Below are 19,587 nucleotides of genomic sequence, written 5' to 3' on the forward strand. Positions count from 1 at the left end.
CCGGCGGGGGTCCAAGACCGATCGGGTGCGCAACGATACCGTCAGGGTATTGATCCGGGATAGCGTGGCCGGATGGAGACCCGGGAACTGCGGTATTTCGTCGCTGTCGCTGAAGAGCTGCATTTCGGGCGTGCCGCGCAGCGGCTCGGGATCGCGCAGCCACCGTTGTCACGGGCGATCCAGCGGCTCGAACGCCGGCTCGGGGCGGTGCTGTTGGATCGGACCAGTCGCGCTGTCACGCTGACCGAGGCCGGCTCGGTGCTGTTGGTTGAGGGCCGGGCGGCTCTCGACGCGGTCGAGGCCGCCGAGCGTCGGACCCGCCGCGCCGCCCTTTCCGTGACCGGCCGCCCCGGCCTGGTCCTGGTCACGAAGGCCAGCGCGTCCAGGGAACTGCTGGCGAGACTGCTCGACGCGTACGCCGCCGAACCCGGCGCGGTCCCCGTCGACGTCATCCTGTGCGGTCCGGCCGAGCAGGAACGACTCCTGCGCGAGGGCCGGGCCGACGTGGCGCTGCTGCACCGGCCGTTCGACTCGACGGCCGGATTCCACACCGAAGAGCTCAGCACGGAGAGTCAGGTTGTGGTCCTGCCGGCCGGGCATCCGCTCACCGCCCGGGCCCATGTGCACATGGCCGACATCACCGGGCTGCCGGGCCTGCCCCTGCCACGCTGGCCCGACCCCGACGGCACCTACCCGCCCGGCCCCGGACCGCAGGTCCGCGACCACGCACAGTTGTTGCAGCTCGTCGCGCTCGGCCGTGCCTGTGCGGTCTCACCGGAGTCGTGCCGAGCCCAACTGCACGGTGACCTCGCCGCCGTGCCCGTGCTGGACGCGCCGACGGTCACCACCGTGATCGCCTGGCCACCGCACAGCCGGTCCAGGGCCGTCGCCGACCTCATCCGGACTGCGACACGTCTCCAGTAGCTCCCACCCGCCCGGCCAGGCTCCACCCATCTCGACCACTCACACCTTCGCCTCATTCATCTAGCCGGCGGGCCACACCGGCAGCGGGCGCACCGCTTCGCGCAGGGCTCCCGCGATCGCCCGGAACTCCTCCTGCCGGGCCGTCCCCGTACGCATCGCGAGCGCGATCCGCCGGGACGGCGCGGGTTCGGCGAAGTACCCGGTGGCCAGGTAGTCGTTGCGGGCGGTCTCCAGCCGCAGCGCGGTGCGCGGCAACAGCGTCACGCCCAACCCCCCGGCGACCAGCTGTACGAGGGTGGACAGTCCGGCGGCGGTCGTGGTGACGTCCGCCCCGTCGGTGCGCCCGGCCTCGCGGCAGATGTCCAGGGCCTGGTCGCGCAGGCAGTGCCCCTCGTCGAGCAACAGCAGTTGCAGGCCGCGCAGTTCCTCGCGCGGGATGTCCTTGCGTCCGGCCAGCGGATGCTCCCGCGGTGCCAGGAGGACGAAGTCCTCGTCGAAGAGGGGCAGTTCGGTGACCCCGGGGACACCGAGCGGCACCGCGAGCAGCAGCAGGTCCAGCCGCCCGCCGGCCAGCCCCTCCAGCAGCGAGGCCGTCTGCTCCTCGTGCACCTGGAGGTCCATCCGCGGATAGCGCCGGTGGAACAGCCCGAGCACGGTCGGCAGCAGGTACGGGGCCACGGTGGGGATCACCCCGAGCCGCAGCGCGCCGGTGAAGGGGGCCCGTACGGCCTCGGCCTCCTCCAGCAGCCCGCCCATGGCGTCGAGCACCACTCGCGCCCGCGCCGCGATCCGCTCCCCGGCCGGGGACAGCAGCACCTTGCGGGTGGTGCGCTCCAGCAGCTGTACGCCGAGCGCCTCCTCCAGCGCGGACACGGCTCCGGACAGCGCGGGCTGGCTCATCCCGATGGCCGCGGCGGCGTCCCGGAAGTGCAGATGCTCGGCGACGGCCGCGAACGCCCGCAACTGAGCGAGGGTCGGTTGCTTCGCTCCCCTATTACCCACAGCCACTGATAGGTACCTCCGATCACCCACCACAAGAGTAGCTATTTCCGTAATCAATGCAGCTGTGTCAGCATGTGAGATCCGTCCAACCCTCTCGGAAAACCCCCAAAAGGGGCAATTTCCATTCTGCAAGGAGAGCACGTGCTCACTGTCGGCGACCAGTTCCCCACGTACGACCTCACCGCTTGTGTCTCGCTCGAAGCCGGATCCGAGTTCGCGCAGATCGACCACAAGACGTACGAGGGCAAGTGGAAGGTCGTCTTCGCCTGGCCTCTCGACTTCACCTTCGTGTGCCCGACGGAGATCGCCGCCTTCGGCAAGCTGAACGAGGAGTTCGCCGACCGCGACGCCCAGATCCTCGGCTTCTCGCTCGACTCCGAGTACGTCCACCACGCCTGGCGCAAGGACCACGCGGACCTGCGTGACCTGCCCTTCCCGATGATGTCCGACATCAAGCGCGAGCTCTCCACCGACCTCGGCATCCTCGGCCAGGACGGCCTTCCGATGCGCGCCGTCTTCATCGTGGACCCGAACGACGAGATCCAGTTCTCGATGGTGACCGCCGGTTCCGTGGGCCGTAACCCCAAGGAGGTCCTGCGGGTCCTCGACGCCCTGCAGACCGACGAGCTGTGCCCCTGCAACTGGAACAAGGGCGACAGCACCATCGACGCCGGCGCGCTGCTGGCCGGTGAGTGACGGATGTCCCTCGACACCCTGAAGTCCGCCATACCGGACTTCGCCAAGGACCTGAAGCTGAACCTCGGCTCGGTCATCGGCAACCAGGACACGCTCTCGCAGCAGCAGCTGTGGGGCACCGTCCTGTCCTGCGCGATCGCCGCCCGCTCCCCGCGCGTCCTGCGTGAGCTGGAGCCCGAGGCGAAGGCGAACCTGTCCGCGGAGGCGTACACCGCCGCCAAGTCCGCCGCGGCGGTCATGGCGATGAACAACGTCTTCTACCGCACGCGGCACCTGCTCTCCGACCCGGAGTACGGCACCCTGCGCGCCGGCCTGCGGATGAACGTCATCGGCAACCCGGGCGTGGAGAAGGTCGACTTCGAGCTGTGGTCGCTCGCGGTCTCCGCGATCAACGGCTGCGGCCAGTGCCTCGACTCGCACGAGCAGGTCCTGCGCAAGGCCGGTGTCGACCGGGAGACCGTCCAGGAGGCCTTCAAGATCGCCTCGGTGATCCAGGCCGTGGCCGTCACCCTCGACGCCGAGGCCGCCCTCGCCACCGAGTAGCGGCGGCCCGTACGACGAGCAGGGCCCCGCGGCCGTTCCCGGCCGCGGGGCCCCTGTCGTTCACCTCTTCAGTGCGGCCATCAGCGTGCGCACGTCCTCGATCATGGCCGCCTTGATCGCGTCATCGTCCGGTTCGGGCGTGTCCGGCTCTCCGTACCAGTCGAACTTGAGCGTGAAGACCGCACCGCCGTCCAGCACTTGGAGCCGGTGACCCACGCCCGAGCGGCTGATCAGTGCCCGCTCGCCGAGCCCGGGCACCTGCTCCACCTCCGCGGCCGCGTCCCACATGTAGGACAGGGACTCGGGAGCGGCGCCGAACTCCGCGCGGGGGTCCGTCTTCTTGTGCAACTGGACCAGCGCCTCGGCCCCGTACCTCATGCTGCCTTCGGCGGGGTACGTGTTGTACATGCAGTACGACCAGTCCAGCGCGGGGTGCTCGCCGTGGCGCGGGGCGTCCCCGCTGAGCTTCGTGGCGGCCCTGGAGACCGCGCTCAGCGGCGCCTCCTTGCAGAGGTTCTCCGCGTTCCGGTACGCGATCCTGGGCGCACCGCTGAATCGATCCTGCGACCCGGCCAGCGTCCCGGCCCAGACCAGCGAGGCCAGCAGCGCCCCGCCCAGTGCCCACAGCCACGGCCGCGCGGGCCGTCGTGCGGGCCCGCGCGACGCGTCCGGCTGCGCCTCCCCGGCGGGCGGTGCGTCCGGCCCCCATTCCCCGTCGAGCTCGGGTTCGCCGATCACCGCTGCTCCGTGCCCGCCTGGCCCAGAGCCGTCGATCCGTGCGGCGCGGGGCCCACCGAGGTCGCGTCGTGCAGGTGTTCCTCGTGCGAGTACGCCCGCAGGTAGCCCACCACCGTGTTGGTGACCGCGACCAGCGGTACGGCGACCACCGCTCCGCCGATGCCCGCGATCATCCCGCCGGCCGCCACGGCGAGCACCACCGCGAGCGGGTGCACCCGTACGGCCCGGCCCAGGATGAAGGGCTGGAGCACGTGACCCTCGATCTGCTGCACCGCCAGCACCACGATCACCACCATCAGCGCGGTGAACACGCCCTGGGTCACCAGCGCCACGACCACCGCGAGCGCGCCCGAGACCACGGCGCCCACGAGCGGGATGAAGGCGAACAGGAAGATGAAGACGGCCAGCGGCACGGCCATGGGCACGTTGAGGAAGTAGAGGCCGAGGCCGATGAAGGTGGCGTCGATGAGCGCGACGAGGACGGTGCCGCGCACGTACGCGGTCAGCGTGCGCCAGGCGCGCGGGCCCGCTCCCGCCACTCCGGGCCGGGCGGCGGCCGGGACGAGGCCGAGCGTCCAGGTCCAGATGCGCTTGCCGTCGTAGAGCAGGAACAGCGTCGAGAACATCGCGAGCAGCATCCCGGTCAGGACCTCGACGAGCACCGTCACGCCTTGCAGGCCGGCCGAGGTGATCTGCTCGGTGTTGGTTCCGATGGTCTCGCTGAGGTTCTTCGCGATGTCGGTGATCTGCTTCTCGGTCACGTGGAACGGACTGTCCAGTGCCCAGAGTTTCAGTTCGTTGATTCCGTCGCGGACCCGGTCGGAGAGGTCGTCGAGGTTCTCCATCACCTGCCAGACCACGAACCAGCCGACCAGTCCGATGACCACGAAGCCGAGGATCGCGGTGACCGCGGTGGCGAGGCCGCGCGGCAGGCCGAGGCGGCGCAGCCGGACCACGAAGGGCTGGAGCAGCGCGGTGACCAGCATCGCGGCGGCGAAGGCGAGGACGACCAGGCGGACTTCGCTGATGACCTTCATCATCACCCAGAGCATCCCGGCCAGGAGCAGGAGCCGCCAGCTGACCTCGGCGGCGACCCGCATGCCCCAGGGGACCACCGACAACGGGTCGGGGCGTTCGGGGACCGCGGGGACGACGCCGGCGGGAGCGGCGGATCCCGGCGCCGCGGCAGCGGCCTGCGCCCGGTCGGCCCCGGCGGGGAGCGGCAGGTCGCCCCTGCTCTCGGCCTCGACCTCGGCCCGCCGTTCGTCGAGCCGCGCCTCCATCCGGTTCAGCTTGCTCCCGAGCCGGCCGAGCCAGCCTGCCCTCTTCGACATGTCGTTCCCTTCCCCCCGCCCACTGGTCACACCTCGAAAGACCGTACACGCGAGAGCCCCGCACCGTAGGACGGTGCGGGGCTGTCGGAAGTTGAGCGAGGTGCGGCGGGGCTGCCCGTCGGCCGCCCCGGCCCGGTGCTAGTACCAGTCGTTGGCCTGGTGGAAGCTCCAGGCTCCGCACGGGCTGCCGTAGCGCTCGTTCATGTAGTTCAGGCCCCACTTGATCTGCGTGGCGGGGTTGGTGCGCCAGTCGGCACCGGCCGAGGACATCTTCGAACCCGGGAGCGCCTGGACCAGACCGTAGGCACCCGAGGACGAGTTGACGGCCTTGTAGTTCCAGGTGGATTCCGCGTTGACGATGTTCGAGAAGCACTGGAACTGGCCGGCCGGGATCATCTGCTGGGCGATGGCCTTGACCTGCGCGACCGTGTAGGAGCTCTGGACCGCGAAGTCACCGGCGTCGCGGGCGGCGGAGCGGCTGGCGATCTGCTCCTTCTCCTCGCGTTCCCGCTTGGCCTTGGCGTCCGCCTCCGCCTTGGCCTTCTCCGCTTCCGCCTTCTTGGACTTGGCGTCCTCGGCGGCCTGGATGCGGGCCGCCTCCTCGGCCGAGCGCTTGGCGTCGGCGTCGGCGGCGTGGGCGATGGCGTCGGCCTGCTGGGTCAGGGACCCGCTCTGGACCTGCGCCTGGTCGCCGACCGGGATGTCAGTGAGGAGAGTCGCGCCGGACGCTGTCGTTTCGAGATCGTTCGTGGGGTCGCCAGTGGCAACGCCAACGACTGCGCCGACGGTGGTGACCGCGGTGGCCGAAGCCACTGCGAACCCCCGGACCGAGATCCGGCTCACATGATGTCCTTCCAGCAACGTCCGCAGTGACCGCGCGGGCGCGAGAGTGCCCCTCGACACTGGCCTCCGTGGTTCTGCGGTCACTGGAGACGCTGGCCCGTGGGCAACTCCCTCGCGGGGGCTGCACGTGAAACTCCGGGCGGCATACGGCGATCGACTGTGGAGTTGTGGTGCTGCGCGTACCTTCCGGGTGGTACCGGAGATACAACTGTGCCGTATGCGGGGCCTGACGGAAAACAGACTCTGCCGGACCTCGACACCGCAGGGCAATTCTGTGTTGCGTGGGAAAGGTCACACCTGGGATGTCCCCGCAATTTTGGCAAAAGGGCTGTGCAGCGCGACGCCGCCCGGCTAGGCTCTCGGGCCTTTGCCGGGCGGCGTCAACTCACCTTCCCGCTATGGGGGTTTTGCCCCCTGTGCGCCTTACAGCGATTCGAGCATCTCGGTGACGAGCGCGGCGATCGGGGAACGCTCGGAGCGGGCCAGCGTCACGTGCGCGAAGAGCGGATGCCCCTTCAGCTTCTCGACCACGGCGACGACTCCGTCGTACCGGCCGACCCGCAGGTTGTCCCGCTGGGCGACGTCGTGGGTGAGAACGACCCGCGAATTCGCACCGATTCGGGACAGAACGGTCAGCAGGACGTTCCGCTCCAGCGACTGGGCCTCGTCCACGATCACGAAGGCGTCGTGCAGCGAGCGGCCGCGGATGTGCGTGAGCGGCAGGACCTCCAGCATCCCGCGGTTCAGCACCTCCTCGATGACCTCGCGCCCGGCGACCGAGGAGAGGGTGTCGAAGACCGCCTGCGCCCAGGGGCTCATCTTCTCGTGGGCGTCCCCCGGCAGGTAGCCGAGGTCCTGGCCGCCCACCGCGTACAGCGGCCGGAAGACCATCACCTTCTGGTGCTGCCGCCGCTCCAGTACGGCCTCCAGGCCGGCGCAGAGCGCCAGCGCCGACTTCCCGGTACCGGCCCGGCCGCCCATCGAGATGATCCCGATCTCTGGATCGAGGAGGAGGTCCAGGGCGATGCGCTGCTCGGCGCTGCGGCCGTGCAGCCCGAAGGCCTCGCGGTCGCCCCGTACGAGCTTCACGTTGCCGTCGGCCGTGACCCGGCCCAGCGCCTTGCCGCGCTCGGACTGCAGGACCAGCCCGGTGTGCACGGGCATCTCGGCGGCCTCGGGCACGTAGAGCCGCTCCTCCGAGTAGAGGAGGTCCACCTGTTCCCCGGAGAGGGCGAGTTCGCTCATGCCGGTCCAGCCGGCGTCCGTGATGGCGAGCTCCGCCCGGTACTCCTCGGCCAGCAGGCCCACGGAGGAGGCCTTGATGCGCAGCGGGAGATCCTTCGAGACCACCGTGACGTCGTAGCCCTCGGCCTGGAGATTGCGGGCGACCGCGAGGATCCGCGAGTCGTTGTCCCCCAGTCGGAAGCCGGCGGGCAGGACACCCGGGTCGGAGTGGTTGAGCTCGACACGCAGGGTGCCGCCGAGATCGCCCAGCGGGATGGGGGCGTCGAGGCGTCCGTACCGGACCCGGAAGTCGTCGAGCAGGCGCAGGGCCTGGCGCGCGAAGTAGCCGAGTTCGGGATGGTGCCTCTTTGCCTCCAGCTCGGTGATCACCACGATCGGGAGCACGACCTCGTGCTCGTCGAAACGGGTGATCGCGTGGGGGTCTGCCAGCAGGACGCTGGTGTCGAGGACGTAGGTCCGCCTGTCTGGCAGGCGGCGCTTTGTGCTGGTCACCACGGAAGGACGTACCCCCTCGGAAGAGGTCGGGCCATGAAGACCGGACCGGTCATCGGCACCCATGCCGGGGCCGATTTCCGGCCCTCCCACTTCGTCCGTGCGAACCGCACGTGCGTCCTGGTGCAAAGGGCCTCCCGGGCGGACGACCCCATGTCGTCCGCTGAGATTCGACACCCGTGGATCGGGCGTCGACCTGAAAGGGGTATTCCCAGATCAGGCCAGGCCATGCCATGGCATATGACGGACGCTCTGTGAATCCTGGGTGAAGGCTTGGGAGGGAGGGTGCGGCGGTGACCGAGGGGGCGCCGGAGGACACTCCGGGTGAACTTGGAGCGGATCAGGTGCCGTAGCGCCGGTGGCGGGCGGCGTAGTCGCGCAGCGCCCGGAGGAAGTCGACCTTGCGGAAGGCCGGCCAGAAGACCTCGCAGAAGTAGTACTCGGAATGCGCGCTCTGCCACAGCATGAATCCGGACAGCCGCTGCTCGCCGCTGGTGCGGATCACGAGGTCCGGGTCGGGCTGGCCGCGCGTGTAGAGGTGCTCGGCGATGTGGTCGATGTCCAGGATCTCGGCGAGCTCCTCGAAGGAGGTGCCCTTCTGCGCGTGCTCCAGGAGCAGCGAGCGGACCGCGTCGGCGATCTCCTGACGGCCGCCGTAGCCGACGGCGACGTTGACGAGTATCCCGTCGACGTCGTGCGTGGCTTGCTCGGCCTCCTTCAGCACGGTCTGCGTCCGGGCGGGCAGGATGTCGAGGTTGCCGACGTGGTGGACGCGCCAGCGGCCGTCCGCGGCGAGGCCCCGCACGGTGTTCTCGATGATGTTGAGCAGCGGGCGGAGCTCGACCTCCGGCCGGTCCAGGTTGTCCGTGGAGAGCATCCACAGGGTGACGACCTCGACGTCGGTCTCGGTGCACCAGCCCAGCATCTCGGAGATCTTGTCGGCTCCGGCCTGGTGGCCCTGTTCCGTCGTACCTCCGGACGCCTTCGCCCAGCGCCTGTTCCCGTCCAGGATGACGCCGATGTGCTTGGGCGCCGCGTCATGGTCGAGGCGGCCTTCCACCCGGCGTGCGTAGAGCCTGTACACCAGGTCGCGCAGCTTCACGATCTTCCAGCCCCTCCGTGCAATGCCCCCGTGCGAATTGCGGTCTCCCCCGAGGCGGCCACATTACTGCGCGGCGAGAGGGGGTACCCAACTCGGTCTGTCACAACTCCGTGATAGGGAGGACAACGTGACTGATACCAATCCCTATCGGGCAGAGCCCTCGCGCTACGACTCCATGGAGTACCGGCGCACCGGCCACAGCGGCCTCAAGCTTCCCGCCGTCTCCCTCGGCCTCTGGCACAACTTCGGAGACGACAAGTCCCTGGAGTCCCAGCGGGCGATCCTGCGCCGGGCCTTCGACCTCGGCATCACCCACTTCGACCTGGCGAACAACTACGGTCCGCCGCCCGGCTCGGCCGAGCTGAACTTCGGCAAGATCTTTTCGCAGGACTTCGCGCCCCACCGCGACGAGCTGATCCTGTCGACCAAGGCCGGCTACCTGATGCACCCGGGGCCGTACGGCGAGTGGGGCAGCCGGAAGTACCTCCTCAGCTCGCTGGACGCCTCGCTGAAGCGGATGGGCGTGGACTACGTCGACGTCTTCTACTCGCACCGCTTCGACCCGGAGACCCCGCTGGAGGAGACCATGGGCGCCCTGGCGTCCGCGGTCCAGCAGGGCAAGGCGCTCTATGTCGGCGTCTCCTCGTACACCGCGGAGCAGACGGCCGAGGCGGTGCGGATCCTTCGCGGGATGGGCGTGCGTCCGCTGATCCACCAGCCCTCGTACTCCATGATCAACCGGTGGACGGAGGAGGACGGGCTGCTGGACACCCTGGAGGACGCCGGTATGGGCTGCATCTCCTTCGCACCGCTGGCGCAGGGGCTGCTGACGGGCAAGTACCTGAAGGAGATCCCGGCGGGCTCACGGGCCACCCAGGGCAAGTCCCTCGATCCGGGTCTGCTGTCGGACGAGGTGATCCGCAGGCTGAACGGGCTGAACGGCATCGCCGCGCGGCGCGGCCAGTCGCTGGCGCAGCTGGCGCTGAAGTGGGTGCTCCGCGACGACCGGATGACCTCGGCGCTGATCGGCGCGTCGAGCGTGAAGCAGCTGGAGGAGAACGTGGCCGCGCTGGGCGGGGATCCGCTCTCCGAGGCCGAATTGAAGGAGATCGATTCCTTCGCGGTCTCCACCCCCGGCACCAATCTCTGGGCCCAGCGCGGCTGACCTGCGCGTTTGACGCGCAGCGCGGCTGGGTTGCGGGGAAACAAAAAACGGGCCGGTCCGTGGGGGGGATACGGACCGGCCCGAGGGGGGGGTTCCACCATAACCCTTCGTAAAGCGAGATGCGTGCATTGCCGCGAGATGATTACGCTCCGAAACCGCCCAGCAGCACTCCGGTGAGTGCTCCGGCCGTCATGAAGGGGCCGAACGCGAAGCCCTGCTTGCGTGTCGCGGCGCCGCTCAGCACGAGGGACAGGCCGTACAGGGCCCCGTAGAGGAGGCCGAGGAAGGCCCCGGCGGCCCATACCCCCCACCCGTACCACCCAAGAGCGACCCCCAGCGAGAGCGCCAGCTTGACGTCGCCGAAGCCCATCCCGCCGGGGTTGATCAGGAACAGCACGAGGTACCCGGCGGCGAGCAGGCCGCCGCCGAGCAGCGCGTGCCGCCAGTCGCCTCCGGCGCGGGGCAGGAGGGCGGCCGACCCGAGCCCGGCGGCGACGGCCGCGGCGAGCGGCAGCGTCAGCACGTCGGGGAGCCGGTGCACGGCCCGGTCGACGAGGGCGAGCAGCACGAGCGCCGGGGCGAGTCCGACGTAGGCCACGGCCTCGGGGCGGGCCCCGACGGCGGCCCCGAGGGCGGCGCAGACCGCCCCGGTGAGGGCGGCGAGGGGGGCGGCGCGCCTGCCGTACGCGTGGCGCGCGGTGGACCGGCAGCGGGCAGGACCGAGCCAGCCGGGCAGCACGTGCCCCTCCGGGCAGCGCTCGCGCCAGGGCTCCCCGGGGTCGACGGACAGCCGGTAGGCGGCGCGCGGCAGGAGCAGCCCCGCGGCGGTGCCGTACGCGGCGGCGAGAACGATCACGATGACGCCCATCCGGCGACGGTAGGGCCGGCGGGCGGTCGCGGCATAGCCCGGAATGGCCGGGACGGGGGCGGGACGGTCGCGGCACGGCGCAGGCGGGGGCAGGCCGACGTGGCACGGCCGAGGCGAGGCCGGGGCGCTCCCGGATGGCCCGGCATGGCCGAGGCGGGAGCCGGGCGTGGCCGGGCATGACCGAGGCGGTCGCGGCACGGCCAGGCATGACCGAGGCGGGGCCCGGGCGTGGCCCGGCGTGGCCGCGGCGGGAGCCGGCCAGGCCGAGGCGTGGCCCGGCACGACCGGGGCGGGAGCCGGCATGGCCGCGGCGGGAACCGGCATGGCCGCGGCGGGGCCCGGGCGTGGCTGTGCCGGGGGCCTGGGCGGGCCCCGGCGGAGCCCTTAGGCTGCCGCCATGGCGAACTGGCGGGACGGCGAGGGCCTCCTCACGGTCGGGACGGTGACGGTTCCGCTGGAGGTCGCCGCCTCGTACGGGGCCCGGACGCGGGGGCTGCTCGGGCGGGACGGGATCGAGGGGGCCATGCTGCTCACCCCGGCGGCGAGCGTGCACACCTTCCGGATGCGGTTCGCCATCGACGTGGCGTACCTCGGCAGGGACCTCGACGTGCTCGCCGTCGTCACGATGCCCCCCGGACGCCTCGGGCTGCCCCGGCTCCGGTCGCGGCACGTCCTGGAGGCCGAAGCCGGGGCGATGGCCGGGTGGGGGCTCCGGATCGGGACCACCGTGAACCTGGACGTACCCGGGCGTCTCACGCGCGAGTAGGCGGGGCCCGGCACCGGCGGTAGGTTGGGGCGGTTGAGCTGGGGTGTCAGGGGAGCCGCATGACGGAGAACGCGCACATCAAGGCGCTGGAGCAGATCATGCCGGCGACGCACGGCGCCGACGAGGACATCGACTGGCAGGCGGCCGAGGCGGCCTGGGGTACCCGGTTCCCGGCGGATTTCGTGGCCTTCATGGGGCGCTTCGGAGCCGGATCCATCAACGGCGAGGCCAGCGTCCTGCTCCCCCTCCCCAAGCCGGGCCTCCAGTGGGACCCGGCGGAGATGGCCGAGGAGACCGACAACGCACGCCAGGTCTGGGAGGCGGAGGGCGGCCGGTCCGCCTTCGACGTGGACCCGGAGTCGATCATCGCCTGGGGCGTCACCGGCGGGTCCGACATCCTCTGCTGGCTCACCTCCGACCCCGACCCGGACCGGTGGCCGGTCCTGGTGTGCGGACGGCACACCGCCGACTCGTTCGCGGTGTATCCGTACGGCATGGCCGAATTCCTCCACCGGCTGTGCGCCGACGAGTTCGACGTCAGCCCGGTCAGCATCACCTTCTGGGACGGCGGCCACCTCAGCTTCGTCCACTGGCGCAAGGCCCAGCGGCGCTGGCAGGAGGGCCGCAACCCCGAGACGGGCGAGCCCGACCCGTACGCGGGCGAGTTCGCCGACTAGCCGGTCCGGGACCTGTCCGGCCGATCGTGTGCGGAGCCGGATGACCGCCAGGACACGTCCCGGCCGAAAAGAACGCCGTCAGACCCGCCGAGCCCGTTCCGTGACCGGAAACGGGCTTTTCGGCGTGTCTACGCGCGTCCATTGCGTTGACCGCATATCGGAAAACACCAGCCGGAAAAGCCCCGGTTGGAGCATTGCCCACAAGTGCGGCCCCCATGGAATCAACCGTCCGTCCTCAGGAGAGAATTCCGGCCAACGGGCCACGGATGGACACCCCCGCCCGGAGCAACTCATAGGTAATAACGGGATCCAAAAGAAAATCAGGGGAATACACCCGTGCGACGAAGAAATTTCGGCGCGACCTCCACCACGGTCGTGCTCGGTCTGCTGATACCTCTGGCCGGATGCGGCGGTTCCGGAGACACCGCAGGTGGCGACGGCACGCTGCACCTCGTCGCCGCGGAATACGGCGATACTCCGGCCACCAGCTCGAAGGCTTTCTGGGACAAGGTGACCGGCGATTTCACCTCCGCCCACCCCGGCATCAAGGTCGAGGTCGAACTCCTGCCGTGGGCCGACATCGACCGCGAGGTCTCCCGCATGGTCAAGGCCGGGAAAGCACCGGACTTGGCACTCATGGGCGCGTACTCGGACTTCGCCGCCCAGGGCAAGCTCTATCCCGCGGACGAACTGCTCTCGGTCAGCGCCGAGGCGAACTTCCTCCAGCCCCTCGCCGAGGCCGGCACCGTCGGCAGCACCCTCTACGGCCTGCCCTTCGTGGCGAGCAGCCGCCTCCTCTTCTACAACGAGGCGCTGTTCAGGCAGGCCGGCGTCAGTACTCCGCCCAAGACCTGGTCCGACCTCAAGTCCGCGGCCGGCAAGCTCAAGGACAAGGGCGTGAAGTTCCCGTACGCCCTGCCCCTGGGTCCGGAGGAGGCGCACGCCGAAGCGATGATCTGGGAGCTGAGCAACGGCGGCGGCTATGCGGACAGCAGCGGCAACTACAGCCTGGCCTCCGACCAGAACATCCAGACCTGGCGCTGGGTCAAGGAGCAGCTGGTCGCCCCCGGGCTGACCGGCCCGACCCCGCCGTCCCGGCTCAACCGCGCCGACGCCTTCGCCGCCTTCCTGAAGGGCGAGGTCGGCATGCTCAACGGATACCCCTCGCTCCTCCACGAGGCGCGCGCCAGGGGCATCGGCGTCGGCGCCGTCACCATGCCGGTCTCGGACACCCTGGGCTCCGGGGAGAGCCCGCCGACCGTGGGCGTGGCCGACTGGATGATGGCCTTCAGGCAGAACGGCAAGCGTGCGGAGATCGGCACGTTCCTGGAGTTCCTCTACCAGGACAAGAACCTGTCGGACTTCGCCAACCGCTACCACCTGCTGCCGTCCACCGTCACCGCCTCGCGCCCCCAGTCCGGCGGCGGCCTCGACAAGAACGACCAGCAGTTCCTCACCGCGCTCTACGGCGCCCAGCTCTACCCGGTGAACGACCCGTCCTGGGTGACGGTCAGCGACACCGTCAAGCGCAACATCGGACGTGCGGTGGAACCGGGCGCCGACGCCAAGGACGTCCTGGAGGACATCGCAGCCAAGGCGCACGAGGCCACCAAGAAGCACTGACGGACAGCGGATCGCCAGACCACCTGACCGTCGGACCACCGGACCACAGGACCGTCGAACTGGCGAACCGTCGAAGGAGCTCGTGACACGCGGCCTTCACCCCGTGCCGCAGCCCGTCCCATGCGGCACCATGGCCTATTGCGGCTCTTGATCCAAGGCCGCCGGCCCAGTCGCCCACCGAGCACCCACAAGGTGCGCAGGGCGGCCGGCCTCACCTCTGACGGCCCTGCCGCCCCTGCGCCTCGCCTACACCTGCCCCGGTCCCCGCCCCGGTCCCTGCCCCTGCTTCCCGTGGTCCGCGGAGAACGCCGTCCGGTGCTGCTCACAGCTGGAGTCCCAGCGCAGCGTGCCCGTGAGCGTCCCGTAGCCGGAGCGCGTCACCGACCACTCCACCGTGTACTCCCCGGTGTCGCAGGCGATCCGCTCGCCGCCCGCGATCCGCTCCCGCCCCGTCGCCGGCTTCCCGGCCAGCTCCCGGCGCACCTCCCCCGCCTTGGCGCCCTTGGAGGTGCGCAGCACGGCGTGCACGACGACCGGGTGCGTGCCCTCCTTGGTCGTCATCGCCTTCTTCACGAGCGTCGAGTCCGACACCGACCAGGCGAACTCGTACGAGGGCTGCCACGCGAGGGTCTTCGGGTCGGGCACCCGCCGCTCGTGGTCCGGGGCTGCGGAGTGGCCGGGGCGGGTGACCATCTTGTACATGATCCCGGGGTGGAAGCGGAACTGCCCCTCCACCTTGTGCATCTCGTCCTTGGTCCACATCGACTTCATGCTCTGCTCGCCGCCGGCGGGGTCCTGGAGGTACGCCGTTCCCTCCGCGGCGGTGGCCGCCTGGCCGAGGGCGGGGGCGAGGGCCGCGGCGGTGGTCACGAGGGCGAGGGCGGCGATGCGGGTGCGCTTCATGCCCGGTCCAACGGGGCCCCGCGGCGGGCCGGAACGACGCCGGACGCGCATTCACCCGTACGGGAGGCGGACGCATCGGACCCGGAGCCGGGAGCCGGAGCCGGGAGCCGGGGCCGGGAGCCGGAATACCGGCTGATCAACTCCCGTTGCAGACAGTCGGATACGACGAGACGATCTACGGGGGATCCGATGAGCGTACGTACGAGTGTGCCGGCGGGCGTGCCGGTGAACGGGACGGTGGCGCCCGGCTGGGAGCCGGTGCGGGAGGAGTTCGCGGCCGTGGTGGCGGCCCAGCCGCACTCGCCCGAGGCCCAGTTCGTGGTGCACCACCGGGGCCGGCGCGTGGTGGACCTGTGGGCCGGCGAGGACACCGACGCGGACACCCTGAGCGGCGTCTACTCGATCGCGAAGGGCGCGGCCCACCTGGTGGTGGCGCTGCTGGTACAGGACGGCGTACTGGACCTGGACCGGCCCGTGTCCTCGTACTGGCCGGAGTTCACCGGTTACGGCAAGGAGCGGCTGACGCTGCGCCGGCTGATGAGTCACCAGGCCGGGCTGATCAACGTCGACGAGGGTTTCGACTACGACGAGATGGCGGACGACGCGCTGATCGCTGCGCGGCTGGCCGCCCAGAAGCCGTACTGGGAGCCCGGGACGGCGTACGGCTACCACGCCTTCGTGATCGGCGCGCTGACCGGCGAGGTGGTGCGGCGGGCGACGGGCCGCACCATCCAGGAGGTGTACGAGGAGCGGGTGCGCGCCCCGTACGGCCTCGACCTCTACCTGGGGCTGCCCGCCGCCGAGGAGGGCCGGTGGAAGCCGGTGCTGGAGATGCTGCCGACGCCGGAGCAGCTGGCGGAGCGGGCCGCCGGCGGGCCGGCGCCGGAGCTGCTGGCCATCGCCTTCAACGCGCACCGGGAGACGCCGATGGACCTGATCGCCTTCGCCAACCACCCGAAGGTACGGGCGCTCGGCCCGGCCTCGGTGGGCGGCACCGGCACGGCCCGCGGTATCGCCGGCATGTACGCGGCGGCCATCGGCGAGGTGGACGGCCGGGCGCCGCTGCTGAAGCCGGAGATCCTGGCGGAGTGCGCGAAGCCGCACACCCCGGGTGTGGACCTGGTGACCGCGGAGGCGGACCACTTCGCGCTGGGCTTCGCGCGGCAGCCCGCGGTGGGCCCCGAGGCCTTCGGGCACAGCGGCGCGGCGGGCGCCCAGGGCTTCGCGGACCCGGTCACGGGCATCGCCTACGCGTACACGCGCCGGCGTTACGCCTTCCCGGGCGGGGCGGCGCCGGAGAACGGGCGCCTGACGGCGGCGGTGCTGGGGGTGGCGCGGGGCCTGTGATTCAGGCCTGGCCGGTCTCGAAGCGGCTGATCTTGCCGTCGGGGGTGACGTCGAAGCGCCATGCGGTGCGCATCTCGCCCCAGGTGTCGTTGCGGTAGGCCACGATGAGGGCGCGGCCGCCGTCGGACTCCTTCTGGACGTCCATGTGGCCGCCGGAGTCGAAGATCTCGCGGTCGATCCACTCGCGGAGGTCGCGGTCCGAGCCGTCGTCGGACATGGTCGCATCGGGGGTCAGCAGCGCGAGGAAGGCGTCCTTGTCGTGCGCGTTGACGGTGGTGACGAAGGAGCCGACGGCGGGGTCGGAGAGTTTGCCGGGGCTGATGGTCACGGGGGCCTCCTGGTCGGGGCTGGTGCGAACCGGCCGGTCCGGTGGGACCGGCCGGCCTGATTGGACCGGCCGGTCCGGTTGGACTGGCCGGCCTGGTGGGACCGGCCGGGCCGACCGGTCTGGCCGGGCGTACGTTCGTGCGTGCGTGCGTGCGCGACCAGGGAACACCCCGGGGCGGTCCGGGTCGTCGACCCTCACCCGTTCGCCGCCGGACGGCGTGTCAGCCCACCCGCGTCAGGACCCGTCGGGGGTCTCCGGGGCGGTGCGGACCGGGAAGCCGGTCGGTCGGCCCTGCTCCCCCAGCCAGGCCAGCACCTGGTCGAGCGCCTCGACGGTCTGCGTGCGGTTGCCGCCCCCGTCGTGGAAGAGCACCGTCGGGCCGTTGCCGATCTCGCGCTTCACGGTGTCGACGATGGCGGCCGTCCCCGGCTTGCCGAAGTCCTTGGTGTCGACGTTCCAGCCGAGCGGGCGCATGCCGTTCGCGGCGGCCAGGCGGCGGCTGTCGGGGGTGAAGGCGCCGCCGGGGGCGCGGTAGTAGTCGACCTTCGCGCCGCCGCCCGCGGCTTCCTCGATCAGCCGCTTCGCGTCGAGGATCTGCTGCTCCTGGTAGGCCACGGGCTTCTTGTCCATGGCCGTGTCGTGGTCCATGGTGTGGTCGCAGAGCCGGTGGCCGGCCGCGACGACCTTCTTGACAAGGGCGGGGTGGGCCTTGGCCTGCGGGCCGACCATGCAGAAGGTCGCCTTCGCGTCGTGCTTCTTCAGCACGTCGAGGACCTTCGGGGTCCACCGTGGGTCGGGGCCGTCGTCGATGGTGATGTTGACCGCGTTCCCGCCGCTCTCCGACGCGTGGGCTATGCCCTCGGGTATCCGCTCCGGTTGCCGCTGCGGCCCGCCCGCGGCGTCGCCGCCGTCCGGCTGGCGCGACACGTTCGAGCCGGGGGTCTCGTGCCCCGACTCCACCAGCGTCGTCACTCCCCAGATCGTCGCGGCGACGGCGACGGCCGACGCCGCGACGGCTGCGCGGGCCCGGATGCCCTTCTCGTTGACGCGCGCCAAGAAACCCATGTCCACTCCCCATCCGCCTGTGAGCGTTCTGTGGATCAGGACGTGCGCCGACGGCGGGGAGTTCCAGCCGATTAGCCGGTAAATTCCATGTAATAGAGCGTTGGTCACCAGATGCCGGAGTTGCGGGAGTTACGACGGTTGCTGAACTGGCCGAAGCGGCGGCGCGGTTGACGCACGCAGCGGAAAGGCCCGGCCCCGGGGGATCCGTTCATCCACCAGGGCCGGGCCGTTGTACGCCGAGCCGTCGTGCGCCGACTTCGAGTGTCAGTACGTCGGCGCGTCAGTGCGTCAGTGCGTCAGTGCGCGAGGGACTCCTGCGGAGCCGGGGCGGTCTTGCCGCCCTCCGCGTCGCCCTCCGCGCCGTCGGCGGTCGGGGCCGGACCCGCGCCCCGCAGCGGGACCTCCTTGACGAACCAGGCGGCCGCGAAGCCCAGTACGGCGATCGCCGCGCCGAGCAGGAACGCGGAGTGCGTACCGGCCGCCACCGCGTGCTGGTAGGCGTCGCGCACGGCCTCCGGCAGCTTGGCCAGGCTCGCCGCGTCCAGCTGGGCGGAGCCCGCGGCGCCCGCGGCCTCGGGGCCCAGGCGGTCGGACATGGTGTGGGTGACCTGGGAGGTGAAGAGCGAGCCCATCAGCGCCACGCCGAAGGACCCGCCGAGCGTACGGAACAGGGTCGCCGAGGAGGACGCGACGCCCATGTCCTTCATCTCGACGCTGTTCTGCGCGACCAGCATGGTGATCTGCATCAGGAAGCCGAGCCCGGCGCCGAGGACCGCCATGTACAGGCCGGAGACGAGGCGCGAGGTGTCGGTGTCCATCGTCGCGAGCAGGAAGAGCCCGACGACCATGAACGCGCCGCCGACGATCGGGAAGACCTTGTACTTGCCGCTGTTGGTGGTGATGCGGCCCGCGACCAGCGAGACGACCATCATCGAGAGCAGCATGGGCAGCAGGAGCAGACCCGAGTTGGTGGCGGAGGCGCCCTGGACGGCCTGCTGGAACAGCGGGAGGTAGAGCACGCCGCCGAACATGCCGAAGCCGACGAGGAAGCCGATCGCGGACATGAGGGTGAAGTTGCGGCTGCGGAAGATGTGCAGCGGCATGACCGGCTCGGCGGCCTTGGTCTCGACGTAGAGGAACGCGGCGATCGAGACCAGTCCGACGATGATCAGGCCGATGATCTGGCCGGAGCCCCAGGCGTACTCGGTGCCGCCCCACGTCGTGACCAGGACGGTGGAGGTGATGGCGAGGGTGAGGAGCGCCGCCCCCAGGTAGTCGATCTTCGGGCGCTCACCCTCTCCCGTCTTCTTGGGGAGGTGCAGGACGGCGGTGACCATGGCGAGCGCGACCGCGCCGAGCGGCAGGTTGATGTAGAAGGACCAGCGCCAGCCCATGTGGTCGGTGATGGTGCCGCCGACCAGCGGTCCGCCGATCATGGCGAGGGCCATCACGCCGGCCATCATGCCCTGGTACTTGCCGCGCTCACGGGGCGGGATCAGGTCGCCGATGATCGCCATGACGCCGACCATCAGACCGCCGGCGCCGAGGCCCTGGATCGCGCGGAAGCCGATCAGCTGGCCCATGTCCTGGGCCATGCCGCTGAGCGCGGAGCCGATCAGGAAGATGACGATCGAGGTGAGGAAGGAGCCCTTCCGCCCGTACATGTCGCCGATCTTGCCCCAGATCGGGGTGGAGGCCGCGGTGGCCAGCGTGTAGGCGGTGACCACCCAGGAAAGGTGCTCCAGGCCGCCGAGCTCGCCGACGATGGTGGGCATCGCGGTACCGATGATCATGTTGTCGAGCATGGCCAGCAGCATCGCGATCATGAGCGCCATGAGGACGACGCGTACGCTGCGCGGCTTCACCTCCCCCGAGGTTTCGGCCGTTTTGACTGTCTCGCTCATGTCCACTCCCCTGGCACTTCTT

General features: G+C 70.7%; 19 protein-coding genes. 8 read left to right on the forward strand and 11 right to left on the reverse strand.

Annotated features, from left to right (window positions below; genetic code table 11):
* The first annotated feature begins 72 nt into the window (after positions 1 to 72).
* On the forward strand, positions 73 to 924 hold the full coding sequence (locus tag ACFCZ1_RS33710; protein WP_376682083.1) for a LysR family transcriptional regulator: 852 nt from the start codon (positions 73 to 75) through the stop codon (positions 922 to 924).
* A gap of 60 nt (positions 925 to 984) precedes the next feature.
* Here the strand turns inward: ACFCZ1_RS33710 and ACFCZ1_RS33715 are convergent, their stop codons facing one another.
* On the reverse strand, positions 985 to 1,932 hold the full coding sequence (locus ACFCZ1_RS33715) for a hydrogen peroxide-inducible genes activator (RefSeq protein ID WP_376682084.1): 948 nt from the start codon (positions 1,930 to 1,932) through the stop codon (positions 985 to 987).
* A 135-nt stretch (positions 1,933 to 2,067) separates the two neighbouring features.
* Here ACFCZ1_RS33715 and ACFCZ1_RS33720 point away from each other — a divergent pair, with 135 nt between their 5' ends.
* On the forward strand, positions 2,068 to 2,622 hold the full coding sequence (locus ACFCZ1_RS33720) for a peroxiredoxin (RefSeq protein ID WP_376682085.1): 555 nt from the start codon (positions 2,068 to 2,070) through the stop codon (positions 2,620 to 2,622).
* A 3-nt stretch (positions 2,623 to 2,625) separates the two neighbouring features.
* The gene (locus tag ACFCZ1_RS33725) at positions 2,626 to 3,165 is read left to right on the forward strand and encodes an alkyl hydroperoxide reductase (RefSeq protein WP_376682086.1); all 540 of its coding nucleotides are present in this window, start codon (positions 2,626 to 2,628) and stop codon (positions 3,163 to 3,165) included.
* Positions 3,166 to 3,225: 60 nt separating this feature from the next.
* Here the strand turns inward: ACFCZ1_RS33725 and ACFCZ1_RS33730 are convergent, their stop codons facing one another.
* From ACFCZ1_RS33730 to ACFCZ1_RS33750, 5 genes are all read right to left on the reverse strand, one after another.
* Complete coding sequence (locus tag ACFCZ1_RS33730) at positions 3,226 to 3,903, reverse strand: hypothetical protein (protein ID WP_376682087.1); 678 nt, start codon at positions 3,901 to 3,903, stop codon at positions 3,226 to 3,228.
* Positions 3,900 to 5,237 (reverse strand): AI-2E family transporter, encoded by a 1,338-nt coding sequence (locus ACFCZ1_RS33735; RefSeq protein ID WP_376682088.1) that lies wholly within the window; start codon positions 5,235 to 5,237, stop codon positions 3,900 to 3,902. The genes ACFCZ1_RS33730 and ACFCZ1_RS33735 overlap by 4 nt, the downstream gene beginning before the upstream one ends.
* Positions 5,238 to 5,375: 138 nt before the next feature.
* Positions 5,376 to 6,080: a transglycosylase SLT domain-containing protein gene (locus tag ACFCZ1_RS33740; protein ID WP_376682089.1), complete on the reverse strand. Its 705-nt coding sequence runs from the start codon at positions 6,078 to 6,080 to the stop codon at positions 5,376 to 5,378.
* Between the two features lie 423 nt (positions 6,081 to 6,503).
* Positions 6,504 to 7,820: a PhoH family protein gene (locus tag ACFCZ1_RS33745; protein WP_376682090.1), complete on the reverse strand. Its 1,317-nt coding sequence runs from the start codon at positions 7,818 to 7,820 to the stop codon at positions 6,504 to 6,506.
* Between the two features lie 337 nt (positions 7,821 to 8,157).
* The gene (locus ACFCZ1_RS33750) at positions 8,158 to 8,919 is read right to left on the reverse strand and encodes an isoprenyl transferase (protein ID WP_362399049.1); all 762 of its coding nucleotides are present in this window, start codon (positions 8,917 to 8,919) and stop codon (positions 8,158 to 8,160) included.
* Positions 8,920 to 9,046: 127 nt separating this feature from the next.
* Here ACFCZ1_RS33750 and mgrA point away from each other — a divergent pair, with 127 nt between their 5' ends.
* A complete protein-coding gene (gene mgrA / locus ACFCZ1_RS33755; RefSeq protein WP_376682091.1) occupies positions 9,047 to 10,084 on the forward strand; it encodes an L-glyceraldehyde 3-phosphate reductase in 1,038 nt (345 codons plus the stop codon).
* Positions 10,085 to 10,226: 142 nt separating this feature from the next.
* Here the strand turns inward: mgrA and ACFCZ1_RS33760 are convergent, their stop codons facing one another.
* On the reverse strand, positions 10,227 to 10,952 hold the full coding sequence (locus tag ACFCZ1_RS33760; protein WP_376682092.1) for a prepilin peptidase: 726 nt from the start codon (positions 10,950 to 10,952) through the stop codon (positions 10,227 to 10,229).
* Between the two features lie 397 nt (positions 10,953 to 11,349).
* Here ACFCZ1_RS33760 and ACFCZ1_RS33765 point away from each other — a divergent pair, with 397 nt between their 5' ends.
* The 3 genes from ACFCZ1_RS33765 to ACFCZ1_RS33775 all read left to right on the forward strand — a co-directional run bounded on the left by ACFCZ1_RS33765 (position 11,350) and on the right by ACFCZ1_RS33775 (position 14,018).
* The gene (locus ACFCZ1_RS33765; protein WP_376682093.1) at positions 11,350 to 11,718 is read left to right on the forward strand and encodes a DUF192 domain-containing protein; all 369 of its coding nucleotides are present in this window, start codon (positions 11,350 to 11,352) and stop codon (positions 11,716 to 11,718) included.
* 59 nt (positions 11,719 to 11,777) lie between these two features.
* Positions 11,778 to 12,395 carry an SMI1/KNR4 family protein gene (locus ACFCZ1_RS33770; RefSeq protein ID WP_376682094.1) on the forward strand — a complete coding sequence of 206 codons (618 nt, stop codon included), beginning with the start codon at positions 11,778 to 11,780 and terminating at the stop codon, positions 12,393 to 12,395.
* A gap of 336 nt (positions 12,396 to 12,731) precedes the next feature.
* Positions 12,732 to 14,018 carry an extracellular solute-binding protein gene (locus ACFCZ1_RS33775; protein WP_376682095.1) on the forward strand — a complete coding sequence of 429 codons (1,287 nt, stop codon included), beginning with the start codon at positions 12,732 to 12,734 and terminating at the stop codon, positions 14,016 to 14,018.
* 246 nt (positions 14,019 to 14,264) lie between these two features.
* On the opposite strand, the gene ACFCZ1_RS33780 is transcribed toward ACFCZ1_RS33775, so the two are convergent.
* Complete coding sequence (locus ACFCZ1_RS33780) at positions 14,265 to 14,921, reverse strand: hypothetical protein (RefSeq protein ID WP_376682096.1); 657 nt, start codon at positions 14,919 to 14,921, stop codon at positions 14,265 to 14,267.
* Between the two features lie 189 nt (positions 14,922 to 15,110).
* On the opposite strand from ACFCZ1_RS33780, the gene ACFCZ1_RS33785 reads away from it, so the two are divergent.
* The gene (locus ACFCZ1_RS33785) at positions 15,111 to 16,268 is read left to right on the forward strand and encodes a serine hydrolase domain-containing protein (RefSeq protein ID WP_376682097.1); all 1,158 of its coding nucleotides are present in this window, start codon (positions 15,111 to 15,113) and stop codon (positions 16,266 to 16,268) included.
* A gap of 1 nt (position 16,269) precedes the next feature.
* Here ACFCZ1_RS33785 and ACFCZ1_RS33790 read toward each other — a convergent pair whose 3' ends face one another.
* From ACFCZ1_RS33790 to ACFCZ1_RS33800, 3 genes are all read right to left on the reverse strand, one after another.
* Positions 16,270 to 16,596 carry a nuclear transport factor 2 family protein gene (locus ACFCZ1_RS33790; RefSeq protein ID WP_376682098.1) on the reverse strand — a complete coding sequence of 109 codons (327 nt, stop codon included), beginning with the start codon at positions 16,594 to 16,596 and terminating at the stop codon, positions 16,270 to 16,272.
* A gap of 234 nt (positions 16,597 to 16,830) precedes the next feature.
* A complete protein-coding gene (locus tag ACFCZ1_RS33795) occupies positions 16,831 to 17,661 on the reverse strand; it encodes a polysaccharide deacetylase family protein (protein ID WP_376682099.1) in 831 nt (276 codons plus the stop codon).
* 296 nt (positions 17,662 to 17,957) lie between these two features.
* Entirely contained in the window at positions 17,958 to 19,565 is a 1,608-nt protein-coding gene (locus ACFCZ1_RS33800; protein WP_376682100.1) for an MDR family MFS transporter, read from the reverse strand.
* Positions 19,566 to 19,587 lie beyond the last annotated feature (22 nt).

This window comes from Streptomyces sp. NPDC056224, assembly GCF_042267665.1.
GTDB lineage: Bacteria > Actinomycetota > Actinomycetes > Streptomycetales > Streptomycetaceae > Streptomyces.